The sequence below is a fragment of the Pseudomonas sp. Pseusp21 genome (assembly GCF_059492145.1).
Map to the genome: position 1 here is coordinate 4,182,059 of NZ_CP168520.1, position 20,452 is coordinate 4,202,510.

Annotated in this window: 13 protein-coding genes and 1 pseudogene; 7 read left to right on the top strand and 7 right to left on the bottom strand. The window is 61.2% G+C overall.

Going from position 1 to position 20,452, the window contains the following annotated elements; genetic code table 11:
* Positions 1-217: 217 nt before the first annotated feature.
* A complete protein-coding gene (locus ACEN93_RS19115; RefSeq protein ID WP_007952339.1) occupies positions 218-988 on the top strand; it encodes a ParA family protein in 771 nt (256 codons plus the stop codon).
* A 7-nt stretch (positions 989-995) separates the two neighbouring features.
* Here the strand turns inward: ACEN93_RS19115 and trxC are convergent, their stop codons facing one another.
* Positions 996-1,430 (bottom strand): thioredoxin TrxC, encoded by a 435-nt coding sequence (gene trxC, locus ACEN93_RS19120; protein WP_064592954.1) that lies wholly within the window; start codon positions 1,428-1,430, stop codon positions 996-998.
* Positions 1,431-1,625: 195 nt separating this feature from the next.
* Between trxC and ACEN93_RS19125 the strand changes: the two genes are divergently transcribed.
* Both ACEN93_RS19125 and ACEN93_RS19130 read left to right on the top strand, forming a co-directional pair.
* Positions 1,626-1,922, top strand: a complete 297-nt coding sequence (locus tag ACEN93_RS19125; protein ID WP_074689592.1) for a type II toxin-antitoxin system HigB family toxin — start codon at positions 1,626-1,628, stop codon at positions 1,920-1,922.
* Positions 1,919-2,320, top strand: coding sequence for a helix-turn-helix domain-containing protein (locus ACEN93_RS19130; RefSeq protein ID WP_495610381.1), 402 nt, complete (start codon positions 1,919-1,921; stop codon positions 2,318-2,320). Before ACEN93_RS19125 ends, ACEN93_RS19130 begins: the two co-directional genes overlap by 4 nt.
* Before the next feature lie 132 nt (positions 2,321-2,452).
* Here the strand turns inward: ACEN93_RS19130 and selO are convergent, their stop codons facing one another.
* The 4 genes from selO to ACEN93_RS19150 form a co-directional block, all read right to left on the bottom strand.
* Positions 2,453-3,916, bottom strand: coding sequence for a protein adenylyltransferase SelO (gene selO / locus ACEN93_RS19135; RefSeq protein WP_074689593.1), 1,464 nt, complete (start codon positions 3,914-3,916; stop codon positions 2,453-2,455).
* A gap of 48 nt (positions 3,917-3,964) precedes the next feature.
* Complete coding sequence (gene mscK, locus ACEN93_RS19140; protein ID WP_495610382.1) at positions 3,965-7,318, bottom strand: mechanosensitive channel MscK; 3,354 nt, start codon at positions 7,316-7,318, stop codon at positions 3,965-3,967.
* A 34-nt stretch (positions 7,319-7,352) separates the two neighbouring features.
* Positions 7,353-9,095: a potassium/proton antiporter gene (locus ACEN93_RS19145; protein WP_210709987.1), complete on the bottom strand. Its 1,743-nt coding sequence runs from the start codon at positions 9,093-9,095 to the stop codon at positions 7,353-7,355.
* A 262-nt stretch (positions 9,096-9,357) separates the two neighbouring features.
* Positions 9,358-10,983 carry a methyl-accepting chemotaxis protein gene (locus tag ACEN93_RS19150; RefSeq protein ID WP_495610383.1) on the bottom strand — a complete coding sequence of 542 codons (1,626 nt, stop codon included), beginning with the start codon at positions 10,981-10,983 and terminating at the stop codon, positions 9,358-9,360.
* A 279-nt stretch (positions 10,984-11,262) separates the two neighbouring features.
* Here ACEN93_RS19150 and ACEN93_RS19155 point away from each other — a divergent pair, with 279 nt between their 5' ends.
* The 4 genes and pseudogenes from ACEN93_RS19155 to ACEN93_RS19170 all read left to right on the top strand — a co-directional run bounded on the left by ACEN93_RS19155 (position 11,263) and on the right by ACEN93_RS19170 (position 13,829).
* Positions 11,263-11,493: a hypothetical protein gene (locus ACEN93_RS19155; RefSeq protein WP_007952320.1), complete on the top strand. Its 231-nt coding sequence runs from the start codon at positions 11,263-11,265 to the stop codon at positions 11,491-11,493.
* Positions 11,490-11,792, top strand: coding sequence for a cell division protein ZapA (locus ACEN93_RS19160; RefSeq protein WP_064592966.1), 303 nt, complete (start codon positions 11,490-11,492; stop codon positions 11,790-11,792). Before ACEN93_RS19155 ends, ACEN93_RS19160 begins: the two co-directional genes overlap by 4 nt.
* A 144-nt stretch (positions 11,793-11,936) precedes the next feature.
* Positions 11,937-12,962 (top strand): annotated as a pseudogene (locus ACEN93_RS19165) (cache domain-containing protein); the annotation flags it as partial.
* Between the two features lie 135 nt (positions 12,963-13,097).
* Positions 13,098-13,829, top strand: coding sequence for a methyl-accepting chemotaxis protein (locus tag ACEN93_RS19170; protein WP_428997876.1), 732 nt, complete (start codon positions 13,098-13,100; stop codon positions 13,827-13,829).
* Positions 13,830-13,973: 144 nt separating this feature from the next.
* Here ACEN93_RS19170 and ACEN93_RS19175 read toward each other — a convergent pair whose 3' ends face one another.
* Positions 13,974-15,776, bottom strand: coding sequence for an acyl-CoA dehydrogenase (locus tag ACEN93_RS19175; RefSeq protein WP_074689596.1), 1,803 nt, complete (start codon positions 15,774-15,776; stop codon positions 13,974-13,976).
* A gap of 278 nt (positions 15,777-16,054) precedes the next feature.
* A complete protein-coding gene (putA, locus tag ACEN93_RS19180) occupies positions 16,055-20,008 on the bottom strand; it encodes a trifunctional transcriptional regulator/proline dehydrogenase/L-glutamate gamma-semialdehyde dehydrogenase (RefSeq protein ID WP_495610384.1) in 3,954 nt (1,317 codons plus the stop codon).
* Positions 20,009-20,452: the final 444 nt, after the last annotated feature.

Genomic DNA, 20,452 nt, shown 5'->3' on the forward strand with positions numbered 1-20,452 from the left:
GAAATGAACCGAATGGTACGCAGCAAGAGCTGTCACTTGGCCATTATCCAGATTGTCGGGTGGCTGTCTGTCAGGCGAATCCGCGATCAACGGGTCTCTTTCCGCCGTATTCATTGGGAGATTGGCGCCTGACTTTGTAGTCCGCGTCCATCGAGGTAGCGAACCGGCACCGGGCACCACTACACTCGGTCATTCTTTGATACACGGAGGTTTTGTCATGCGGCGCGTGGTGTTCAATCAGAAAGGTGGCGTGGGCAAATCCAGCATTGCCTGCAATCTGGCGGCGGTAAGCGCCAGCGAGGGTTATCGCACGCTGTTGGTCGACCTCGATGCCCAGGCCAATTCCACTCAGTATCTGACCGGGCTCACGGGTGATGACATTCCGATGGGCATTGCCGATTTCTTCAAGCAGACCCTGTCTTCCGGACCGTTCTCGAAAAAGAACCAGGCGGATATCTACGAAACGCCTTTCGACAACCTCCACATCATTACCGCCACTGCCGAACTGGCCGACCTGCAGCCCAAGCTCGAGGCCAAACACAAGATCAACAAGCTGCGAAAGCTGCTCGACGAGTTGTCGGAGGATTACGACCGGATCTATCTGGATACGCCGCCGGCGCTGAATTTCTATGCGGTCTCGGCACTGATTGCCGCCGATCGGGTACTGATTCCCTTTGACTGCGACAGCTTCTCGCGTCAGGCCCTCTACGGTCTGATCGCCGAGATCGACGAGTTGAAGGAAGACCACAACGAAGGCCTGGAAGTCGAAGGCATTGTGGTCAACCAGTTCCAGGCCCGGGCCAGCCTGCCGCAGCAAATCCTCGACGAACTGATCGCCGAGGGCCTGCCGGTACTGCCGGTCTACCTCGCCAGTTCAGTGCGCATGCGCGAATCGCATCAGGCCAACACGCCGCTGATACACCTCGACCCACGGCACAAGCTGACGCAGCAGTTCGTCGAACTGCATAACCTGCTCGAAGACGCCTGAAACCTTGTCAGATGCCCTGGCTGCGCAGCCAGGCCATCAACTGCGGCAACGGGAAGGCCCCACTCTGACGGGCCACTTCCCGGCCGTTGCGGAACAGAATAAGGCTCGGAATCGAACGAATCCCCAACTGTGCCGATAATTGCTGATTGGCTTCGCTGTCCAGCTTGGCCAGCCGGCACTTGCCCGCCAACTGCGCAGCCGCCTGCTCGAACACCGGCGCAAATGACTTGCACGGCCCACACCAGTCCGCCCAAACGTCCACCAGCAACGGCAGATCACCCTTGATCTGACTGGCGTAATCGCCTTGCTTGAGCTCAAACGGCTTGTTCAACAGCACCTCGGACTTGCAGCGCCCGCATTTCGGGTGGTCGTTGAGGCGCTCGGCGGGGATGCGGTTGAGGCCGTTGCAGGAGGGGCAGGGGATGAGGAGTGGGTCGGTCATGATCGGGATCCAGTGGAAAGCTGATATCTCCTAGTTGGAGACGTTTGCTCATATTTTCAATCGTGCAGTGTTTGGCTGTGAGCCTAGGCTGAGATCGATCGGTCGAGACCCGTTGGTCTGCTCGGTCATATCGCAACTTGCGATAATTTTGATTTGTGATTAACTCCCCATAGCAGAATGCGATAAGGATGTTGCATGCATGTCATCACCGGAAAACGAATACGAGAAGCGAAGGCCAAATGGCCCAGCGCAGCTACAGCACTGGACCACTGGTTTGAAGTGGCGAAAGGAAGCAAATCGCCAGATTTTGCGGCGCTGAAGGCCTTGTTTCCAGCTGTCGACAAAGTGGGTGACTTTCATGTTTTCGATATTGGCGGTAACAAGCTCAGGTTGATCGCCTATGTCAGATATCGACCTCAAAAGTTGTACATCAGACATGTGTTGGATCATCGCGAATATGACCGCGGTAAATGGAAGGAGGCTAAGGCATGAGTGTTCTGATCAAAAAAGCCGCTGAGCACTGGGAGTTCGTTTCGCCTTTGCTGCGCAAGCCGAAAAGCGAAGACGACTACGACAGGCTCGTTCAAGCCCTTGACGAGCTGCTCGAAATGACGGGCGATGATGAGTCTCATCCTTTAATGAGTCTGGTGGATATCATCGGTGACTGGATTGACGAATGGGATCGCGTGCATCACCCGACGCCTAAACCGCCCGGTTTTGAAGTACTGGGGTATTTGATGCGTGAGCATGGTTTGACCCAGAGCGATTTGCCGGGTGTGGGCACTCAGTCTGTTGTTTCGGAAATCCTCAGTGGAAAGCGCCAGTTGAATCTGCGGCAGGTCCGCTGGCTGGCCGAGCACTTCAAGCTACCTGTGGACGTGTTTATCTGAAAGGAAACCAGTGTGTTCAGAGTCGTGGCATTTGCACTCTGAGCATGTCGCGCGGCTTTTTCAGGCGGCGCTGTCATCTAGCAGGTTGCCTGACGGGAGGGTGCACGGCTCCAAGACAGGAGACCGTGCGCTTCATGAGGAACAACTGATCTCCAAATGCTTGCCCCACTCCGGCGGCCGTTGCGCGTAACTCTCCATTCCAGACTGTTCCTCGAATGGATTGCTCAACACCGCATGCAATCTGCGCACTTCTGAATAGTCACCCTGCTCGGCAGCATCAATCGCCTTCTGCGCCAGATAGTTGCGCAGGATGTACAGCGGATTCACCGCATGCATGCGCGCACGGCGCTGTTCCTGATCGGCCGCGCCATCGCGTGCGACGCGGGCGACATAGCGCTCGCCCCAGGCATCGAAACCCTTGATATCGACGAAGTCATCGCGCAGGCGGGCGACGGCCTGTTCGGCTGACTCTTCGCCCAGGCGGCGGAAGAACAGCGTGTAATCGACTCCGCTGTTCTGCATCAGTTGCAGCAGTTGTTCCAACAGTTGCTGGTCGTCGTCCTCGGCGGTGGTGAAGCCGAAGCGGCGGCGCATCAGGTCGAGGTAATGGGCCTGGAACAGTGGCAGGTACAGGCCGAGGGTTTCGCGCAGGGCTTCAACGCTGATGAACGGCGTCAGGGCCTGGGCCAGGGCGCTGAGGTTCCATTGGCCGACCGGCACCTGATTGCTGAAGGAGTAGCGGCCCTGATCGTCGGAGTGGTTGCAGATGAAGTTCGCGTCGAAATCGTCGAGGAAGGCGAACGGGCCGAAGTCGAAGGTGATGCCGAGTATCGACATGTTGTCGGTGTTCATCACCCCGTGGCAGAAACCGTAGGCCTGCCACTTGGCGATCAGTTCGGCGTTGCGCTCGACGATTTCGCGGAACATCGCCAGATAAGGTTCCGGCTGTTCCAGACACTCGGGGTAGTGCATCGCCAACACGTGTTCGCCGAGTTGCTTCTGCTGTTCGGGGCGCTTGGTGTAATAGAAGTATTCGAAGTGGCCGAAACGGATGTGGCTCGGCGCCAGGCGCAGCACCATCGCGGCGCGCTCCTGTTTCTCACGCCAGACTGGAGTGTCGGAGCCGATCACGCAGGCGGCGCGTGACGAAGGAATGTTCAGCGCATGCAGCGCTTCGGAGGCGAGAAACTCGCGGATCGACGAACGCAGCACCGCGCGACCGTCGCCCATGCGCGAGAACGGTGTCTGCCCGGCGCCCTTCAGATGCAAGTCCCAGTGCTCGCCGGCTGCGTTGTAGACCTCGCCCAGCAACAGTCCGCGCCCATCGCCCAGTTGCGGGGTGTAGCCGCCGAACTGATGTCCGGAATAGACCATCGCCCGCGGCTCGGCGTCGGCCCACAGCTTGTGGCCGCCAAACAGCTCGGCAAATTCCTGGGTGTCGGCCACCGCCGGGTCGAGATCCAGCAGCGCCAGGGCCGCAGGGCTGGCCACCACCAGCCGCGGATTGTCGATCGGTTCGGGCAGCACGTGGGCCGAGAACGCATCGCCCAAGCGGGCGAAGCGGTTGTCGAAGGTCAGTTCGTCGAGGGCTTTCAAGGACCGGCTCCAGCAGAATGTCCGAGCATTCTGCTGGGATTAGCCGGGTTAGTCGAGTTTGGCCGGCGGCGGTTCCTGCAACGGTTTCTGGTCGTCGCTGACCGGCACGATGGTTTTGGTTTCCGGCTCGATCGGCACCATCTTGTATTCCTGGCCGTGCAGGTTCTTCAGGTAAACCTCCATCTGGCGGAACGAGATGTTGATGTGCTGCTTCTTGAACTCGCGGTTGATGAAGCGGTTGACCTCATCGAGCACCGGGTTGCGGTCGCCGAGATCACGCACATGCATGCGCAGTTCGTGGTCGAGGGTGCTTTCGCCGAAATTGAGGAAGTACACATGCGGCTCGGGTTCCTTGAGCACGCGCGGGTTTTCCCGGGCGGCCTTGAGCAGCAGTTCCTTGACCAGATCCAGATCCGAACCGTAATCGACGCCCAGTTTCAGGGTCACCCGGGTGATGGTGTCGGTCAGCGACCAGTTGATCAGTTGCCCGGTGATGAACGTCTTGTTCGGGACAATGATGTCCTTGCGGTCGAAGTCGGTGATGGTCGTGGCGCGGATGCGGATCTTGCTCACCGTACCCGAGAGGTTGCCGATGGTGATGGTGTCGCCGATCCGCACCGGGCGTTCGAACAGGATCATGATACCGGAGATGAAGTTTGCGAAGATCTCCTGCATACCGAAGCCGAGACCCACCGACAGCGCCGCCACCAGCCACTGCAACTTGTCCCAGCTGACGCCGAGGGTCGACAGGGTCGAGACGAAACCGACCCCGGCGATCACGTACGACAGCAGCGTGGTCGTCGCGTAGGCACTGCCCTGGGCCAGATTGAGTTTCGACAGTACGAACACTTCAAGCAGGCCCGGCAAGTTGCGGGCGAGGGCAAAGGTGATGCCGATGATGATCAGCGCGCCGAGCATGTCGCCGATGCTGATCGGCACCATGCTCATGTTGGCGCCGGTGCCGCTGGTGTATTCGTAGAGGGTGATGTTGTCGAGGTACGAAAACACCGTGATCAGGTCGGCCCAGACCCAGTACAGCGCGGCGATGAAGCCGCCGAGCAGTGCCAGACGGATCAGGCGCAGAGACTGTTCGTTGACCTTTTCGATGTCCAGGGTCGGTTCTTCGATCACCGCTTCGCCGTCGCCGGCTTCCTTGGCTGCCTGACGTTTGGCCAGGGCGCGCTGGTAAGCCAGACGACGTGCCGCGACCGCAAGGCCACGGACGAAGGTGGCTTCGATCACCAGCCAGAACATCAGCAGGTACAACGTGTTGATCAGGCGGTCGCTGAGCTTCAGCGCGGTGTAGTAGTAGCCGAAGCACACGGCGACGAACAGCGCGATGGGCAGCAGGGTGAACATCACGCCCACGGCCTTGCGGAACAGCGAGGCGTTTTCGTGGGTCGGGCTGCTGATCAGCAAGCGGCTGAGCAGCCACGCCATCAGCGCATAGCAGGTCAGCACCACCGGCATGCCCAGCACATCGTCGGCCAGTGCCGCCGGTTGCAGTTCGGCAACCGCCACCACCGCCACCAACGCCATGACCACCAGTCCGAGGCGACGCACCCAGCCTTGCAGGAATTCGACCTGCGGCTTCTCCCAGCGGAAGTGCAATTCGGCCACGCCACCCGGCGCGAGGATCCGATAGGCGGTGTAGAACACCAGCCACGCCTGGGCCATTTGCAGCAGCGCCGCGCCCATGTTCGCGTTCTGCCCGCGGGCGTCGATCTGCAACGCCAGCCCGCACAGGGCCAGGCCCAGCGCCACCGGCATCGCCAGCAGAATATTGATCAGGATCGCCTGCGGCGTGTGCCACTGGCTGTCACGCTTGAAGTGGCCGATGTCCTGGTGAACCTTGTTCAGGCGCGAATAGAGTTGCTTGCGCCGCCACAGCAGCGCGCCGATCAGCAGCGCCAGCGGCAGGAACAACAGCGGTCGCTGGGTCAGGCCGTCGGTCAGTTCGCTGAGGCTTGAGGCCAGCGGCAAGGTGTCGATCTGACGCTTCAGGCGCTCCGGCACGCCGCGCATCCATTCGGTGTCCAGCGGCTTGTTGCTCGGAATCCAGAACATCTGCTCGTCGAGGGTCGCGCGCAGGCTTTGCGCGGTGCTCAGCAGTTGCTTCTGGTTCAGTTGCAGGGTGATCGACTCGTTGAGCATCGCGCTCAGTTCGCGACTCAGTCGTTCCAGCAGATCGACGCGGGTGTTGGCCAGCTCCAGCAGACTTTTGCGCAGTTGTGGCGTGACTTGCTCCGGCGGCTGGGTGGACAGCAGGTTGTCGACGTACGTCGCCGGATTGCTCAGCTGTTCGCGCTGTTGGTTGATTTCGAACTGGTACAGGCGAATGTCGGCGATCTGGTCCGCCAGATCGCGGTCGACCTTGAGGCGCGGCAGCGCTTGCTTCTGCTTATAGAGAATCTTCGACAGCAGCAGGCTGCCCTTGAGCACGTTGATCTGCTCGTCGAGGGCCGAGTCGCTCTGGGTCACGCTGTCCAGTTGCTGCTTGGTCTGCAGGTTCTGCTGGGTCAGTTCGTTGAGACGGTCGGTGCTTTTGAGCAGGTAGTCGGAGAGCTTGAGGTTGGCCGCGCTTTCCGTGGCGAGCAGGGCGCTGCTGCCGGACTTTTGGGCCTCGATCGACTGCTGCGTCACGGTTTCCTGCGACAGGGTCAAGCGCTTCTGGTTGATCAGGGTTTGCAGTTCCTGGATCTCGCGGTCCAGACGGTCGGATTTTTCCGAAAGCAGGTCATGCTGACTGTTGCCCAGATCCTGCAACTGGTTGTTGCCGGCCAGTTCCTGACGGCGCAGCGGGATCAGCGCGTTCAAGGCGGCCAGTTCGGCGTTGAGCAGGTCGCGCTGCTCGGCGCTGACGGTTTTGCCGGCGTCCTTGCCGGTCTTGAGGATGTTATTGATCTGCTGGATGCGCGTCTGGCTGCTGGAAATCTCGGCCTGGGCACGCTCGGGACGGGTCTGGGCGGTGATGATCAGGCTATTGGCGTCGGCCAGGGCTTTTTGCAGATCGCTTTGCTGGGTCGAGCGCTCGGTGAGCATCTGCTCCAGCTGCTGGATGTTTTCCTTGGGGAAGCGCTGCGCCACCGGCACCACGGCGCTGGCCTTGAGGCGGGTCAGTTCGCGCGAATTCTCGATGGTCTGCTTCGGCGCAGTGGCCAGTTGCTGCTTGAGGTCGATCAGCTTCTGCTCGTAGTCACGCCGGTTGTTGAGCTGGTTCAGCGTGTTTTGCAGGACTGTCTGCAGGGCCTTCTTGTCGGCTTCGGGCAGTTTGCTGTCGGTGAGCTTGTTCAGGCTGGCCTGCACGGCGTCGCTGGACGGCGGTTCGGCGGCTTGCAGCGGGCCGACGGAAAGACTCAGGCCCAGCAGGGCCGCGAGGAAAAAGGAGCGCAGGGTAGGCATAGAGACCGGTCAAGCAAGTGAGAGTGGACGCAGTTTAGAGGAAGAGTCCGGGGCCCGGGCGACTTCCTTCGGGGAATCTGACGCCCACTTTGGCGATCTTGTTCCCGTCCATGACCGCAACCGTCCAGTGGGTGTTGTTCCATTCCACCTGGTCGCCAACGATCGGTGCACCGCCGACTTTCTGGGCAATGAAGTGGCCCAGGGTCATGTCCGGATCGATGCCTTCGGCGGGCAAGCCGTACAGGGCGGCAACCGCTTTGAGCTGGGCGTCTCCTTCGAGTACGAAGTCGCCGAAGAAGCGCAGATCGAGGCCGCGTTGCGGCGCCTGGCTGAACAGTTTTCCGAGGGCCGGAAGGTTGTGTTCATGGCCGATAACACACAGCAAATCATCGACTTCCAGCACCGTACTACCCGACGGATGGAGCAGTTGTTGACCGCGAAACAGGGCAGCGATACGTGTGCCTTCGGGCATTTTCAGCTCGCGCAGGGGCGAACCGATGCACCATTTTTCCGCGCCGAGCTTGTAGACGAACAGCTCCCACTCGCTGGTGACGTGGACTTCGAGGGCCGCGCGGGAGATCGGCGCCGGCTCCGGCGGCACCGTCACCTTGAGCAGCTTGGCCACCCACGGCAGGCTCGTGCCCTGCACCAGGAGCGACACCAGCACGATGAAGAACGCGAGGTTGAAGTACAGCTGCGCATTCGGCAGCCCGGCCATCAGCGGGAACACCGCCAGAATGATCGGTACCGCGCCACGCAGGCCGACCCAGGAAATGAAGGCTTTCTCGCGACCGTGGAAGGCCTTGAACGGCAGCAACCCGACCACCACCGACAGCGGCCGCGCGAACAGAATCATCCACAGTGCCAGGCCCAGAGCAGGCAGGGCGATCGGCAGCAAGTCGTGAGGAGTGACCAGCAAACCCAGCACCAGGAACATGCCGATCTGCGCCAGCCACGCCATGCCGTCGAGCATGTGCAGGATGCCGTGACGGCTGCGCACCGGGCGGTTGCCGATCACCAGACCACACAGGTACACGGCGAGGAAACCGCTGCCGTGCAGGGCGTTGGTCAGGGCGAACACCACCAGACCGCCGGCGATCACCAGAATCGGATACAGGCCGGCGGCCAGATTGATCCGGTTGACCAGTTGCAGCATCAGCCAGCCACCGCCCAGACCGATCACACCGCCAATGCCGAACTCGCGGATCAGGTGGGTCAGCAGGCTCCAGTGCAGGCCGGTCTGGCCGCTGGCGAGCATGTCGATCAGGGTCACGGTGAGGAACACCGCCATCGGGTCGTTGCTGCCGGATTCGATTTCCAGGCTGGCGGTCACCCGTTCGTTCAGGCCCTTGCCACCGAGCAACGAGAACACCGCCGCGGCGTCCGTGGAACCGACGATGGCGCCGATCAGCAGGCCTTGAATCAGATTGAGGTCGAACAGCCAGGCGGCGGCCATGCCGGTGAGGCCGGTGGTGATAAGAACTCCGACCGTCGCCAGCGACAAGGCCGGCCACAGGGCCACACGGAAACTGGACACCCGGGTGCGCAAGCCGCCGTCGAGCAGGATCACCGCCAGCGCGAGGTTGCCGACCAGATAGGCCGTCGGGTAGTTATCGAAAATGATGCCGCCGCCATCGACCCCGGCAGTCATGCCGACCGCGAGGATGATCACCAGAATCGGGATGCCGAGACGGGAAGACAGGGAGCTGACAAGAATACTTGCGCCTACCAGCAACGCGCCGATCAAGAACAGGCTGTTGATGGTCGTCGCATTCAAAGGCAGTACTCCAGAAGCGGAAAGACGGGCACAAACTGACCATGCAGTCTGCGTGCCAGCGATTCTAACCTGTTGAAATGTGATGCTGTCAAAAAGCTTTTGCACCAGAGGAGGCGATCGTTCCCACGCTCCGCGTGGGAACGCCTCAATGGACGCTCTGCGTCCGCTTTTGGGACGCGGAGCGTCCCGGGCTGCATTCCCACGCGGAGCGTGGGAACGATCAACCTCTCGATGTGAGAATGATCAAAAGGGGGCTTCTATCTCAGAGGCTAAACCGCCCAACCATATTGTTCAGATCCAGCGCCAGGCGCGACAGCTCGTTACTCGCCGCACTGGTCTGATTCGCTCCGGTCGCCGATTGCACCGACAGATCGCGGATGTTCACCAGATTGCGATCCACCTCCCGCGCCACTTGCGCCTGCTCTTCAGCGGCGCTGGCGATCACCAGGTTGCGCTCGTTGATTTCGACGATGGCCGTGTTGATGGTGTCCAGCGACAGACCGGCGCCACGGGCGATGTTCAGGGTCGACTCTGCACGCTCGGTGCTGTTGCGCATCGAATCCACGGCGTGTTCGGTGCCGCTCTGGATGCTGCCGATCATGCGCTCGATTTCGCTGGTCGATTGCTGAGTGCGGTGCGCCAGTGCACGGACTTCGTCAGCCACCACGGCAAAACCACGACCGGCTTCACCGGCACGGGCGGCTTCGATGGCGGCGTTGAGCGCGAGCAGGTTGGTCTGGTCAGCCAGGCCACGGATCACGTCCAGCACCTTGCCGATGTCGCGGGATTCGTTGGCCAGATCGCCGATCAGGGTCGCAGTGCTCTGCACGTCGGCGCTCATGCGTTCGATGGCGCTGACGGTTTCCTGCACCAGATCACGACCGTCGCCGGCGGAGGTGGTGGCGTTCTTCGAGGCTTCCGAGGTGCTGACCGCGTTGCGCGCGACTTCTTCCACGGCGCTGGTCATCTCGTTGACCGCGGTGGCAGCCTGTTCGATTTCGTTGTTCTGCTGGGTCAGCCCACGGGCGCTTTCGTCGGTGACGCTGTTCAGCTCTTCGGCGGCGGAGGCCAGTTGCGTGGCCGAGCCGGAAATCCGTTGCAGGGTGTCGCGCAGCTTCGACTGCATCTTGGCCATGGCCGCCAGCAGGCGTCCGGCTTCGTCGGTGCCATCCACGTGTATTGGCTGGGTCAGGTTGCCCTCGGCGATGGTTTCCGCTGCATCCAGCGCCTTGGCGATCGGCTTGGTGATGCTGCTGGTCAACAGCCAGGCGAACAGCAAGGTCAGGCCGGTGGCAATCACCAACAGGGTCACCACCAGATTGAACGACATCGAATACTGATCAGTGGCGCCCTGATTGGTCTCGGCGATCTGTTGGGTGTTGATCTCCAGCAAACGCGCGAGGGCGGTATTCACCGCTTCGGAGTTGGCGAGCAAATCGGTGTTGAGCATCTGTCGCAGTTCGTCGACCTGATTGTTGCGCGACAGGGTTTTCATGCGGTCTTCGAGTTGACGGTACTGCGCCAGCAACTGCACGTACTGATCGTAAGCGGCGCGTTCTTGCGGGCCATCGATCAGCGGCTCGTAGGCGCGTTGCGCGTCGGCGATCTGCCGGTTGCGCAAATCGAACAGTTCGATGGTTTTTTGCTGGACGTCTGGCTCTCGGTTGATCAGCAACCGATACGACAGCACGCGCAGGCGCAGGGTCAACTGGGTGAATTCGTCGAGGGCCTTGATCGAAGGCACGCTGGCGGTGGCGATGTCTTCGCCTGCTGCGCGGATCTTGCTCATCTGATTCAGGGCGAACACGCCGAGAATCAGCATCAGGCCGCCGATCAGGGCGAAACCGGTGAACGTCCGGGGGGCGATGTTCATATTGCGAAGGGACATGGAGGCGGATACCAGGGAAGGGCCGCATCCGTGCGGGCTGAGACTGCTGTTGGGTGACTTATCGGTCATACGACTAAAGTCTTGAGGCGGTGTGCGTATTTGTCGCACGGGGCGTCGGGCGACGAAGTGCAGGAACCAGATCGGCAGATCACAGTCTCTAACACTCGCAAGAACGGTCGGCCGCCAGGAAAATCAAGGCCTTGCGCCGGTTTAACCCTGGCGTCAACGATGACTTTTCTTTATCGTACGCGCCCTTTGAAAAAGCCCTGGAAGATCAAAATGTTGGAAGCATCCCTCAGCCAATTGGAACAGCTCGTCAGCGACCTGGTGCAACAGAACCAGACCCTGTCGGAAACCAACCAGACCCTGTCCACGGAACTGGCCCAGGCCAAGGATGAAAACGAAAGCCTGCAACTGAGCCTGATGGAACAGGAAGAAAAGCACGGCGCCACCGCCGCGCGCATCCAGGCCCTGGTTGATCGCGTCAACGCAGGTCCTGTCAGCGCATGAACCACGGCACAGCAGGGGTAAAAGTCATCTCCATCATGGGGGAGGACTATTCGATCAAGGCACCGGCCGGGGAAGAACAGACCCTGCTGGACGCTGCGTTGATGCTCAAGGCCGCACTGGCCGACACCAAGAAGAAATACCCGACCCTGATCGGTGACCGCCTGCTGGTGCTGGCGGCGATGAATCTGTGCTCGCAGCAGATTGAAATGAAGAAGCAGCATCAGGAAGAACTCGAGCGTTACCAAGAGCAAGTCAGCGCCACGGTCGAGACCATCGCCAAGACCATCAATCAGGGTTGATGGATTGCGCACAACCAAAGAATAAGATTGTCGATTTCGCTGTATACAATCGGCACGGCTGTTGCAGTGTTTCAGCCTCTTATTCTTTGGGGGTGCTCCATGCAGTTCTGGCGTCGCAGTATTCAATGGCAGCTGATCCTCGGTATGGGCACCGCCCTGCTGGTCAGCATTCTGATCGTGGTTGGCATTTATACCCTGGTGGTCAACCGCCTCGCCCAGAGCTATCTGGTCGAACAGGCGCTGCCGTCGAGCATCGAAGCGACGCGCAACGACATCGAACGAATCCTCGTTCAACCCCTCACCGCTGCTAAAGACATCGCCAGTAACACCATGGTCCGCGACTGGCTGGCCAACGGTGAAGACTCCGGCAAAACGGCAGGCTTTGCGCAGTATCTGGAAGGCATCCGCGCCGAACACAAGGCGTTCACTGCGCTGATCATCGGTACTGAATCCAATCACTACATCACCGAAAAAGGCCTGGATCGCACCCTCAGTCGATCCAAGCCGGCCGATGCGTGGTTTTACTCTTTCCTCGACAGTAATCAGCAGCGAACCCTGAACATCGACAACGACGGGGCCACCGGAGAGCTGGCGCTGTTTATCGATTTGAAAGTGCAGCAGGCCGGCAAAGTGGTCGGTGTCGCGGGGCTCGGGCTGAGCATGAAAGAGCTGTCGGAGCTGATCCACAACTTCAGCTTCGGGGAGCGCGGCAAGGTCTATCTCGTGCGTTCCGACGGCTTGATCCAGGTCCATCCCGAGGCGCAGTTCAGCGGCAAGCGCACCTTGAGCGAGCAGATCGGCTCCTCGGCAGCACAAGCAGTCATGGGCCATAAAGCGGCGAGCAACAGCAGCTTCCAGCGCGACGGCGAAGATTTTCTCGCCTTCAGTCTGCCCCTGCGCGACCTCGGCTGGACCTTGGTGGCCGAAGTGCCACAGTCGCAGATCTACGCCGAAGCCCGCCGGGCGATGTGGATGAGCAGCGGCATCGGCCTGGTGGTGGCGCTGGTTTGCCTGGCGCTGGTGATCTGGCTGGCTCAGGGATTGGTGCGACCGATTCGTCAGGTAACAGCGGCGCTGGTAGCAATCGGTAGCGGTGGTGGAGATTTGACCCATCGGTTAGATTCCAGCCGCGCCGATGAACTGGGCGACCTTGCGCGGGGCTTCAACCGTTTCCTCGACAGCCAGCGCGGGATGATCGGCGAAGTGCTGACCACCAGCGAACGTCTGCGCATTGCCGTCGGCCAGGTGGCCAGGGTTGTGGATAACACCGCCGAACGCTCCGGTCGCCAGCAGGAAATGACCGACATGGTCGCCACTGCCGTCCACGAAATGGGCCTGACCGTGCAGGAGATCGCGCAGAACGCTGGCAACGCCGCGCTCGCCTCGCAAACCGCCCGCGATGAAGCGCTGCAGGCGCGGGAAGTGGTCGGCGGTTCGATTCGCCATATCGAAAGCATGTCCGATGAAATTGGCGTCGCGGCCGGCGCGGTGGGTGAGCTGGCGCACCAGGTGGCGTCGATCGATCAGGTGCTGGCGGTGATTCGCGGGGTGTCCGAGCAGACCAATCTGCTGGCGCTGAACGCGGCGATTGAAGCGGCGCGGGCCGGGGACATGGGGCGTGGTTTTGCAGTGGTGGCCGACGAGGTGCGGACATTGGCGCGCCGGACTCAGGCGTCTACCGACGAAATTCAGCAGATGATCGGCAGCCTCAAGCAGGGGGCGGAGAATGCGGTGTCGTCGATGCGCACCGGGCAGGCCGCGACGGGCACCGGAGTCGAATCGAGCCAGCGTACCGGGGCGTCTTTGACTGCGATTACCGGGCAGGTCGAGCGCATCAGCGACATGAACCATCAGGTGGCGACGGCGACTGAGGAACAGTCGGCGGTGACCGAGGAGATCAACCGCAACGTGCAGGGCATTTCCGATCTGGCACGGGCGACGGCGGGGGAGGTCCGCGCCTGTCGTGAGGATTGTCAGATGTTGCAGCGGCTGGCGGATGATCTGGCGCGGCAGATGGGTGGGTTCAAGTTGAGCTGACTGATCGTTCCCTGTCGAGGCACCGATCGTTCCCATGCTCCGCGTGGGAATGCCTCCTGTGACGCTCTGCGTCACGATCTCAAAGGGACGCGGAGCGTCCCGGGCTGCATTCCCACGCAGAGCGTGGGAACGATCATTAAGAGGTCAGAACCACGCATCCTGCATTGCCAGACACGTATCATCCCGCGCCTCCAGCAACGCCAGTTCATGCTGGCACCCCGGCACTTCCCACGTCAGGAAATAACGCGCCGCCTGCAACTTGCCCTTATAGAAGTCGGCATCCGCCGCATTCCCTTTGGCCAACCCTTCCTCGGCGCGAATCGCCTGCTCCAGCCAGCGCCAGCCAATCACTGCATGCCCGAACACCTTCAGGTACAACGCCGAGTTCGCCAGACTGCTGTTGACCTTGCCCTGTGCCAGATCGGTCAGCAGACCGATGGTCACCGTCTGTAGGCGCGCCACCAGTTTCTCCAGCGGCTCACGCAATGCGGTCAACGATTCGTACGCCACCGCGCGCTCGGCGGTGTCGGCGATCAGGCGGATCAGTTGCTTGAGTCCGGCGCCGCCGTTCTGCGCCAGTTTGCGTCCCAGCAAGTCCAGCGACTGAATGCCGTGGGTGCCTTCGTGGATCGGGTTCAAACGGTTGTCGCGGTAGTACTGCTCCACCGGGTATTCGCGGGTGTAACCGTGGCCGCCGAGAATCTGGATCGCCAGTTCGTTGGCCTTGAGGCAGAACTCCGATGGCCAGGATTTGACGATCGGGGTCAGCAAATCCAGCAGTTCATGGGCCTGTTTGCGCTCGGTCTCGGTTTCCAGCGTGGTGGTGTCATCGAACAATCGCGCCGCATACAGGCCTAGATCGAACGCACCTTCGACGTAGGATTTCTGCGTCAACAGCATGCGTCTGACATCCGCGTGCTGAATGATCGCTACCGGCGCCGTCGTCGGATCCTTGCTGTCCGGCACTCGGCCCTGCGGACGTTCGCGAGCGTATTCCAGCGAGTACAGATAACCGGCATAACCGAGCATCACCGCGCCCATGCCGACGCCGATCCGCGCCTCGTTCATCATCTGGAACATGTAGCTCAAGCCGTGATGCGGCTTGCCCACCAGATAACCGACGCACTCGCCGTTATCGCCGAAGTTCAGCGCCGTTGACGTGGTGCCGCGCCAACCCATCTTGTGGAACAGCCCGGCCAGCAACACGTCATTACGTTTGCCCAGACTGCCGTCATCGTTGACCAGAAACTTCGGCACGATAAACAGCGAAATGCCTTTCACCCCGGCCGGTGCGTCCGGCAGTTTGGCCAGCACCATGTGCACGATGTTTTCCGAGAGCGGGTGATCGCCGCCGGAAATGAAGATCTTGTTGCCCTTGAGGCGATAAGTGCCGTCGGACGCAGGCTCGGCGCGGGTACGAATATCCGACAGCGACGAGCCGGCGTGGGGCTCGGTCAGGGCCATGGTGCCGAAGAAGCGGCCGTCGATCATCGGTTGCAGGAAGCGCTGTTTCTGCTCTTCGGTGCCGAAGCTTTCGATCAGGTTGGCCGCGCCCATGGTCAGGAACGGATAGGAAGTCGACGCCGCGTTGGCCGATTGAAAGTGGGCAAAGCAGGCCTGGGACAACAGTGTAGGAAGTTGCATGCCGCCAGCGTCGAAACTGCGCGCCGCGTTGAGGAATCCGGCCTCGAGGAAGGCATCCACCGCCGGTTTCACCTCGGGAATAAGAATCGCCTGACCGTTCTCGTAGCGCGGTTCGTTCTCGTCGCCCTTGCGGTTGTGCGGCGCGAAGTACTTCTCGGCAATGTTGCGTGCCGTGCCGATGGCGGCATCGAAGGTTTCGCGATTGTGCTCGGCAAACCGCTCGCGCCGGGTCAGGCCCTCGGCATCGAGGACTTCGTACAGCTCGAAAGCCAGATTGCGGGAACTGAGCAGCGTCTCGGACATGGCGGCCTACCTTTTTTTGGAATGGGCCGAGTCTAGGCGTGCGAATAAAGCCTGAACAGGAAGATTGATAACGGTGATGGAGAGGCCAAAAAAATGGGCGCCGGTGAGGGCGCCCATTTCTATGTTCCTGTGCTGATCGTTCCCACGCTCTGCGTGGGAATGCCTCAAGGGACGCTCCGCGTTCCAGCCGCGCTGCCAACTTCAAGTCTGACACCGATGGGACGCGGAGCGTCCCGGGCTGCATTCCCACGCGGAGCGTGGGAACGATCTCGCGAGAGTCAGCCGATGGTCATCAGGCTGGCGTTACCGCCTGCTGCCGCGGTGTTGACGCTCAACGCGCGCTCGATCACCAGACGCTCCAGCGCAATGTTGGTCTCGCCCTGGGACAGACCCTGAACCCCAACGATGGCTCCGGCACGCTTGGCGATCTGCTGGCAGACTGCGCGCAACTGGTCGGAGTGGCCGTGATGCAGAACCGCATCGAACACCACGTCGTCCTTGTTCCAGTCGGAAACCAGTTTGATCCGCGCCTGAATTTCCTTCGGCAGGCGTGCGAACAATGCCTTGCTGGTGTCGGATTCCGGCCAGACCGCCGAACCGCCCACCGCCAGTACCGCCGCGAGTTGGGTCAGCAGATCACCTTCGATGTCCGCCAGGCACAGCACGTGCTCGCGCGGCAGGATCGCGTAGCTGTTCTTCTCGCCGGTCGGGCCGGCCAGTACGCGGGTGATACCGCTTTGCGACTGCGCCGCGTACTGCACGCACAGGGTGCTCAGGTCGGCGAACTTATTGCTGTCGGCCCAGGCTTTCAGGGCGGTCAGCGGTTTGCTCATCGCATCGCGCAGACGAACGTCCGGCGCCACGGCAGCATCACCGCGAGCGAAGGACTGTTCGATGGCATCGGTAGGACGCGTCGACAGCAGACGGTACAGGTACAGCGGGCCACCGGCTTTCGGGCCCGTACCCGACAAGCCTTCACCACCGAACGGCTGGACGCCGACCACCGCACCCACAATGTTGCGGTTGACGTAGACGTTACCGGCGTTGACGTTGTCGATCACCTTGGCGATGGTCTCGTCGATGCGGGTGTGCACGCCGAGGGTCAGGCCGTAACCGGAGGCGTTGATCTGGGCGATCAACTGGTCGATCTCTTTACGCTTGTAGCGCACCACGTGCAGCACCGGGCCGAAGATCTCGCGTTGCAGCTCGTCGAAGCTTTCCAGCTCGATCAGGGTCGGCATGACGAAGGTGCCGCGTTTGACTTCCTCCGTGTCGGCGATGGCCACCTGGTACACGTTGCGACCTTTGTCGCGCATGCCCTGGATGTGCTTCTCGATGCCGGCCTTGGCTTCGGCGTCGATCACCGGGCCGATGTCCACGGACAGACGCTCCGGGTTGCCGAGACGGCTTTCAGCCATCGCGCCTTTGAGCATTTCGATGACGCGATCGGCGGAATCTTCCTGCAAGCACAGGACGCGCAGGGCCGAGCAACGCTGACCGGCGCTGTCGAAGGCCGACGACACCACGTCAATCACCACCTGTTCGGTCAGTGCCGAAGAGTCGACGATCATCGCGTTCTGGCCACCGGTTTCGGCGATCAGCGGGATTGGACGGCCCTGGTTGTCGAGGCGACCGGCGATGTTGCGTTGCAGCAGACGGGCGACTTCAGTGGAGCCGGTGAACATCACGCCTTTGACGCGCTCATCGCCCACCAGACCGGCGCCGACGGTTTCACCGCGACCCGGCAGCAGTTGCAGCACGCCTTCCGGAATCCCGGCTTCGAGCAGCAGGCGCACGGCTTGTGCGGCGACCAGCGGAGTCTGTTCGGCCGGTTTGGCCAGCACCGGGTTACCGGCGGCCAGTGCGGCGGCAACCTGACCGCTGAAGATCGCCAGCGGGAAGTTCCACGGGCTGATGCACACCACCGGGCCCAGTGGGCGGTGGGCGTCGTTGCTGAAATCGTTGCGTGCCTGCACCGCGTAATAACGCAGGAAGTCGACCGCTTCGCGGACTTCGGCGATGGCGTTGGCGAAGGTCTTGCCGGCTTCGCGGGCCAGCAGGCCCATCAGCGGCTGGATCTCGCCTTCCATCAAGTCAGCGGCACGTTCCAGAATCGCGGCACGTTCGGCGGGCGGGGTGGCCTGCCAGATCGGCGCGGCGTTGAGGGCGTATTGAATGGCGTTGTCGACGTCTTCGACCGTGGCTTCCTGCACGTGGCCGACCACGTCACGCAGATCGGACGGGTTCAGCACCGGTGCCGGCGCTTCGTTGCTGGAGGCGCAACCGAGCATCGGCGCGGCTTTCCAGTTGTTGTGCGCAGTCGCCAGCAGGGCGCAGGACAGTGAGGCCAGACGATGTTCGTTGGCCATGTCGATGCCGGCGGAGTTGGCGCGCTCGGAACCATACAGGTCACGCGGCAGCGGAATGCGCGGGTGCGGCAGGCCGAAACCACCTTCCACGGTTGCCATCTGCTCGATCTGCGCAACTGGATCGGCCACCAGTTCCTGAATCGAAATCGACTGGTCGGCGATGCGGTTGACGAACGAAGTGTTGGCGCCGTTTTCCAGCAGGCGACGTACGAGGTACGCCAGCAGGGTTTCGTGGGTGCCGACCGGAGCGTACACGCGGCACGGACGGTTCAGCTTGCCTTCGGAAACTTTGCCTACAACCTGCTCGTACAAAGGTTCGCCCATGCCGTGCAGGCACTGGAATTCGTACTGGCCCGGGTAATAGTTCTGACCGGCAATGTGATAAATCGCCGACAGGGTGTGGGCGTTGTGCGTGGCGAACTGCGGGTAGATGACTTCCGGCACCGACAGCAGTTTGCGTGCGCAGGCGATGTAGGAAACGTCGGTGTACACCTTGCGGGTGTAGACCGGATAGCCTTCCAGGCCTTCGACCTGGGCACGCTTGATTTCGCTGTCCCAGTACGCGCCTTTCACCAGGCGGATCATCAGGCGATGACGGCTGCGGCGAGCGAGGTCGATCACGTAGTCGATCACGTACGGGCAGCGCTTCTGGTAAGCCTGGATCACGAAACCGATGCCGTTCCAGCCGGTCAGTTGCGGCTCGAAGCACAGGCGCTCGAGCAGATCCAGCGACAGCTCCAGGCGGTCGGCTTCTTCAGCGTCGATGTTCAGGCCGATGTCGTATTGCTTGGCCAGCAGGGTCAGCGACAGCAGGCGCGGGTACAGCTCGTCCATCACGCGCTCGTACTGGGCACGGCTATAACGCGGGTGCAGGGCCGACAGTTTGATCGAGATGCCCGGGCCTTCATAAATCCCACGGCCGTGGGACGCTTTGCCGATCGAGTGAATGGCTTGTTCGTACGAGGCCAGGTACTTCTGGGCGTCGTGTTCGGTCAGCGCCGCTTCACCGAGCATGTCGTAGGAATAGCGGAAGCCCTTGGCTTCGAACTTGCTCGCGTTGGCCAGGGCTTCGGCGATGGTTTCGCCGGTGACGAACTGCTCGCCCATCAGGCGCATGGCCATGTCGACGCCCTTGCGGATCATCGGCTCGCCGCTCTTGCCGATGATGCGGCTCAGGGACGAAGTCAGGCCGGCTTCGTTGTGGGTGGATACCAGTTTGCCGGTCAGCAGCAGGCCCCAGGTCGCAGCGTTGACGAACAGCGACGGGCTGTTGCCCAAGTGCGGCTGCCAGTTGCCGGTGCTGATCTTGTCGCGGATCAGCGCATCGCGAGTGCCTTTGTCCGGGATCCGCAGCAGCGCTTCGGCCAGGCACATCAGCGCCACGCCTTCCTGGGACGACAGGGAAAATTCCTGCAACAGGCCTTGAACAATGCCTGCACGACCGCCGGCACTCTTCTGGTTACGCAGTTTTTCCGCGATGGTTGCGGCGAGTTTGTTGGTGGCTTCGGCCATCGGCGCCGGCAGGCGCGCCTGCTCGATCAGCATCGGCACCACTTCCGGCTCGGGGCGACGGTAAGCGGCGGTGATCGAGGCGCGCAGCACCGATTGCGGCAGGATGCTTTCAGCGAATTCGAGGAAGCATTGGTGAGCGTGATCGGTGTGGACTTCACCTGCGTCGTCGGTGTCCTTGGCGGACAAACCGTTCAGCTCGGTCAGGGTTGCACCACCCTCGAGTTTTTCCAGGTAATTGAAAATTGCCTGCTTGATCAGCCAGTGCGGTGTGCGATCAATCGAGGTTGCGGCGGCCTTCAGGCGCTCGCGGGTCGGGTCGTCAAGTTTGACCCCAAGGGTGGTGGTAGCCATATTTTTATCCTCATAGGTGCCGCAGTTGCGCGACAACAGCTGGCGGCAAGATTAGCCGCGAGCCGAAACAGGTGCAACCGGGTGCAACCCTTTTTTGTCGGAATATTCTGCAGCTCGTCAGGAAATAATTTCTGGTACGAAAGTGCTGCTCTTGCTTGGTGCTTTTGCTTCTAGAAAAGCGTTGTCACTGCGTTAAAAGGGAGCAAAAAGCCACTTCCGTAGGATAAATCCGACTGGGTGCAACTAATTCTCAAGAAACTGGTTGCACCTGTTTTGCTTTGTTGCATAGGATTCGCGCCCAAGGTGCAACCGGGGAAACCCGACGCACCGGCCAATGGCTTTCCTGGGGAAACATTGGTCATAAATGCGCGGCCGTGCGAATCGTCTGTCAGGCATCAGTCTGCAAACGGTGCAACCGCCGCCGCTACATAAAAACAAAGCCAG

What these genes read in the sequence shown, in the direction of transcription:
- putA (WP_495610384.1), bottom strand. Translation starts at nt 20,008, where the DNA reads ATGGCTACCACCACCCTTGGGGTCAAACTTGACGACCCGACCCGCGAG.
- trxC (WP_064592954.1), bottom strand. Translation starts at nt 1,430, where the DNA reads ATGACCGACCCACTCCTCATCCCCTGCCCCTCCTGCAACGGCCTCAAC.
- mscK (WP_495610382.1), bottom strand. Translation starts at nt 7,318, where the DNA reads ATGCCTACCCTGCGCTCCTTTTTCCTCGCGGCCCTGCTGGGCCTGAGT.
- ACEN93_RS19160 (WP_064592966.1), top strand. Translation starts at nt 11,490, where the DNA reads ATGAACCACGGCACAGCAGGGGTAAAAGTCATCTCCATCATGGGGGAG.
- ACEN93_RS19150 (WP_495610383.1), bottom strand. Translation starts at nt 10,983, where the DNA reads ATGTCCCTTCGCAATATGAACATCGCCCCCCGGACGTTCACCGGTTTC.
- ACEN93_RS19115 (WP_007952339.1), top strand. Translation starts at nt 218, where the DNA reads ATGCGGCGCGTGGTGTTCAATCAGAAAGGTGGCGTGGGCAAATCCAGC.
- ACEN93_RS19155 (WP_007952320.1), top strand. Translation starts at nt 11,263, where the DNA reads ATGTTGGAAGCATCCCTCAGCCAATTGGAACAGCTCGTCAGCGACCTG.
- ACEN93_RS19125 (WP_074689592.1), top strand. Translation starts at nt 1,626, where the DNA reads ATGCATGTCATCACCGGAAAACGAATACGAGAAGCGAAGGCCAAATGG.
- ACEN93_RS19175 (WP_074689596.1), bottom strand. Translation starts at nt 15,776, where the DNA reads ATGTCCGAGACGCTGCTCAGTTCCCGCAATCTGGCTTTCGAGCTGTAC.
- ACEN93_RS19170 (WP_428997876.1), top strand. Translation starts at nt 13,098, where the DNA reads ATGGTCGCCACTGCCGTCCACGAAATGGGCCTGACCGTGCAGGAGATC.
- ACEN93_RS19130 (WP_495610381.1), top strand. Translation starts at nt 1,919, where the DNA reads ATGAGTGTTCTGATCAAAAAAGCCGCTGAGCACTGGGAGTTCGTTTCG.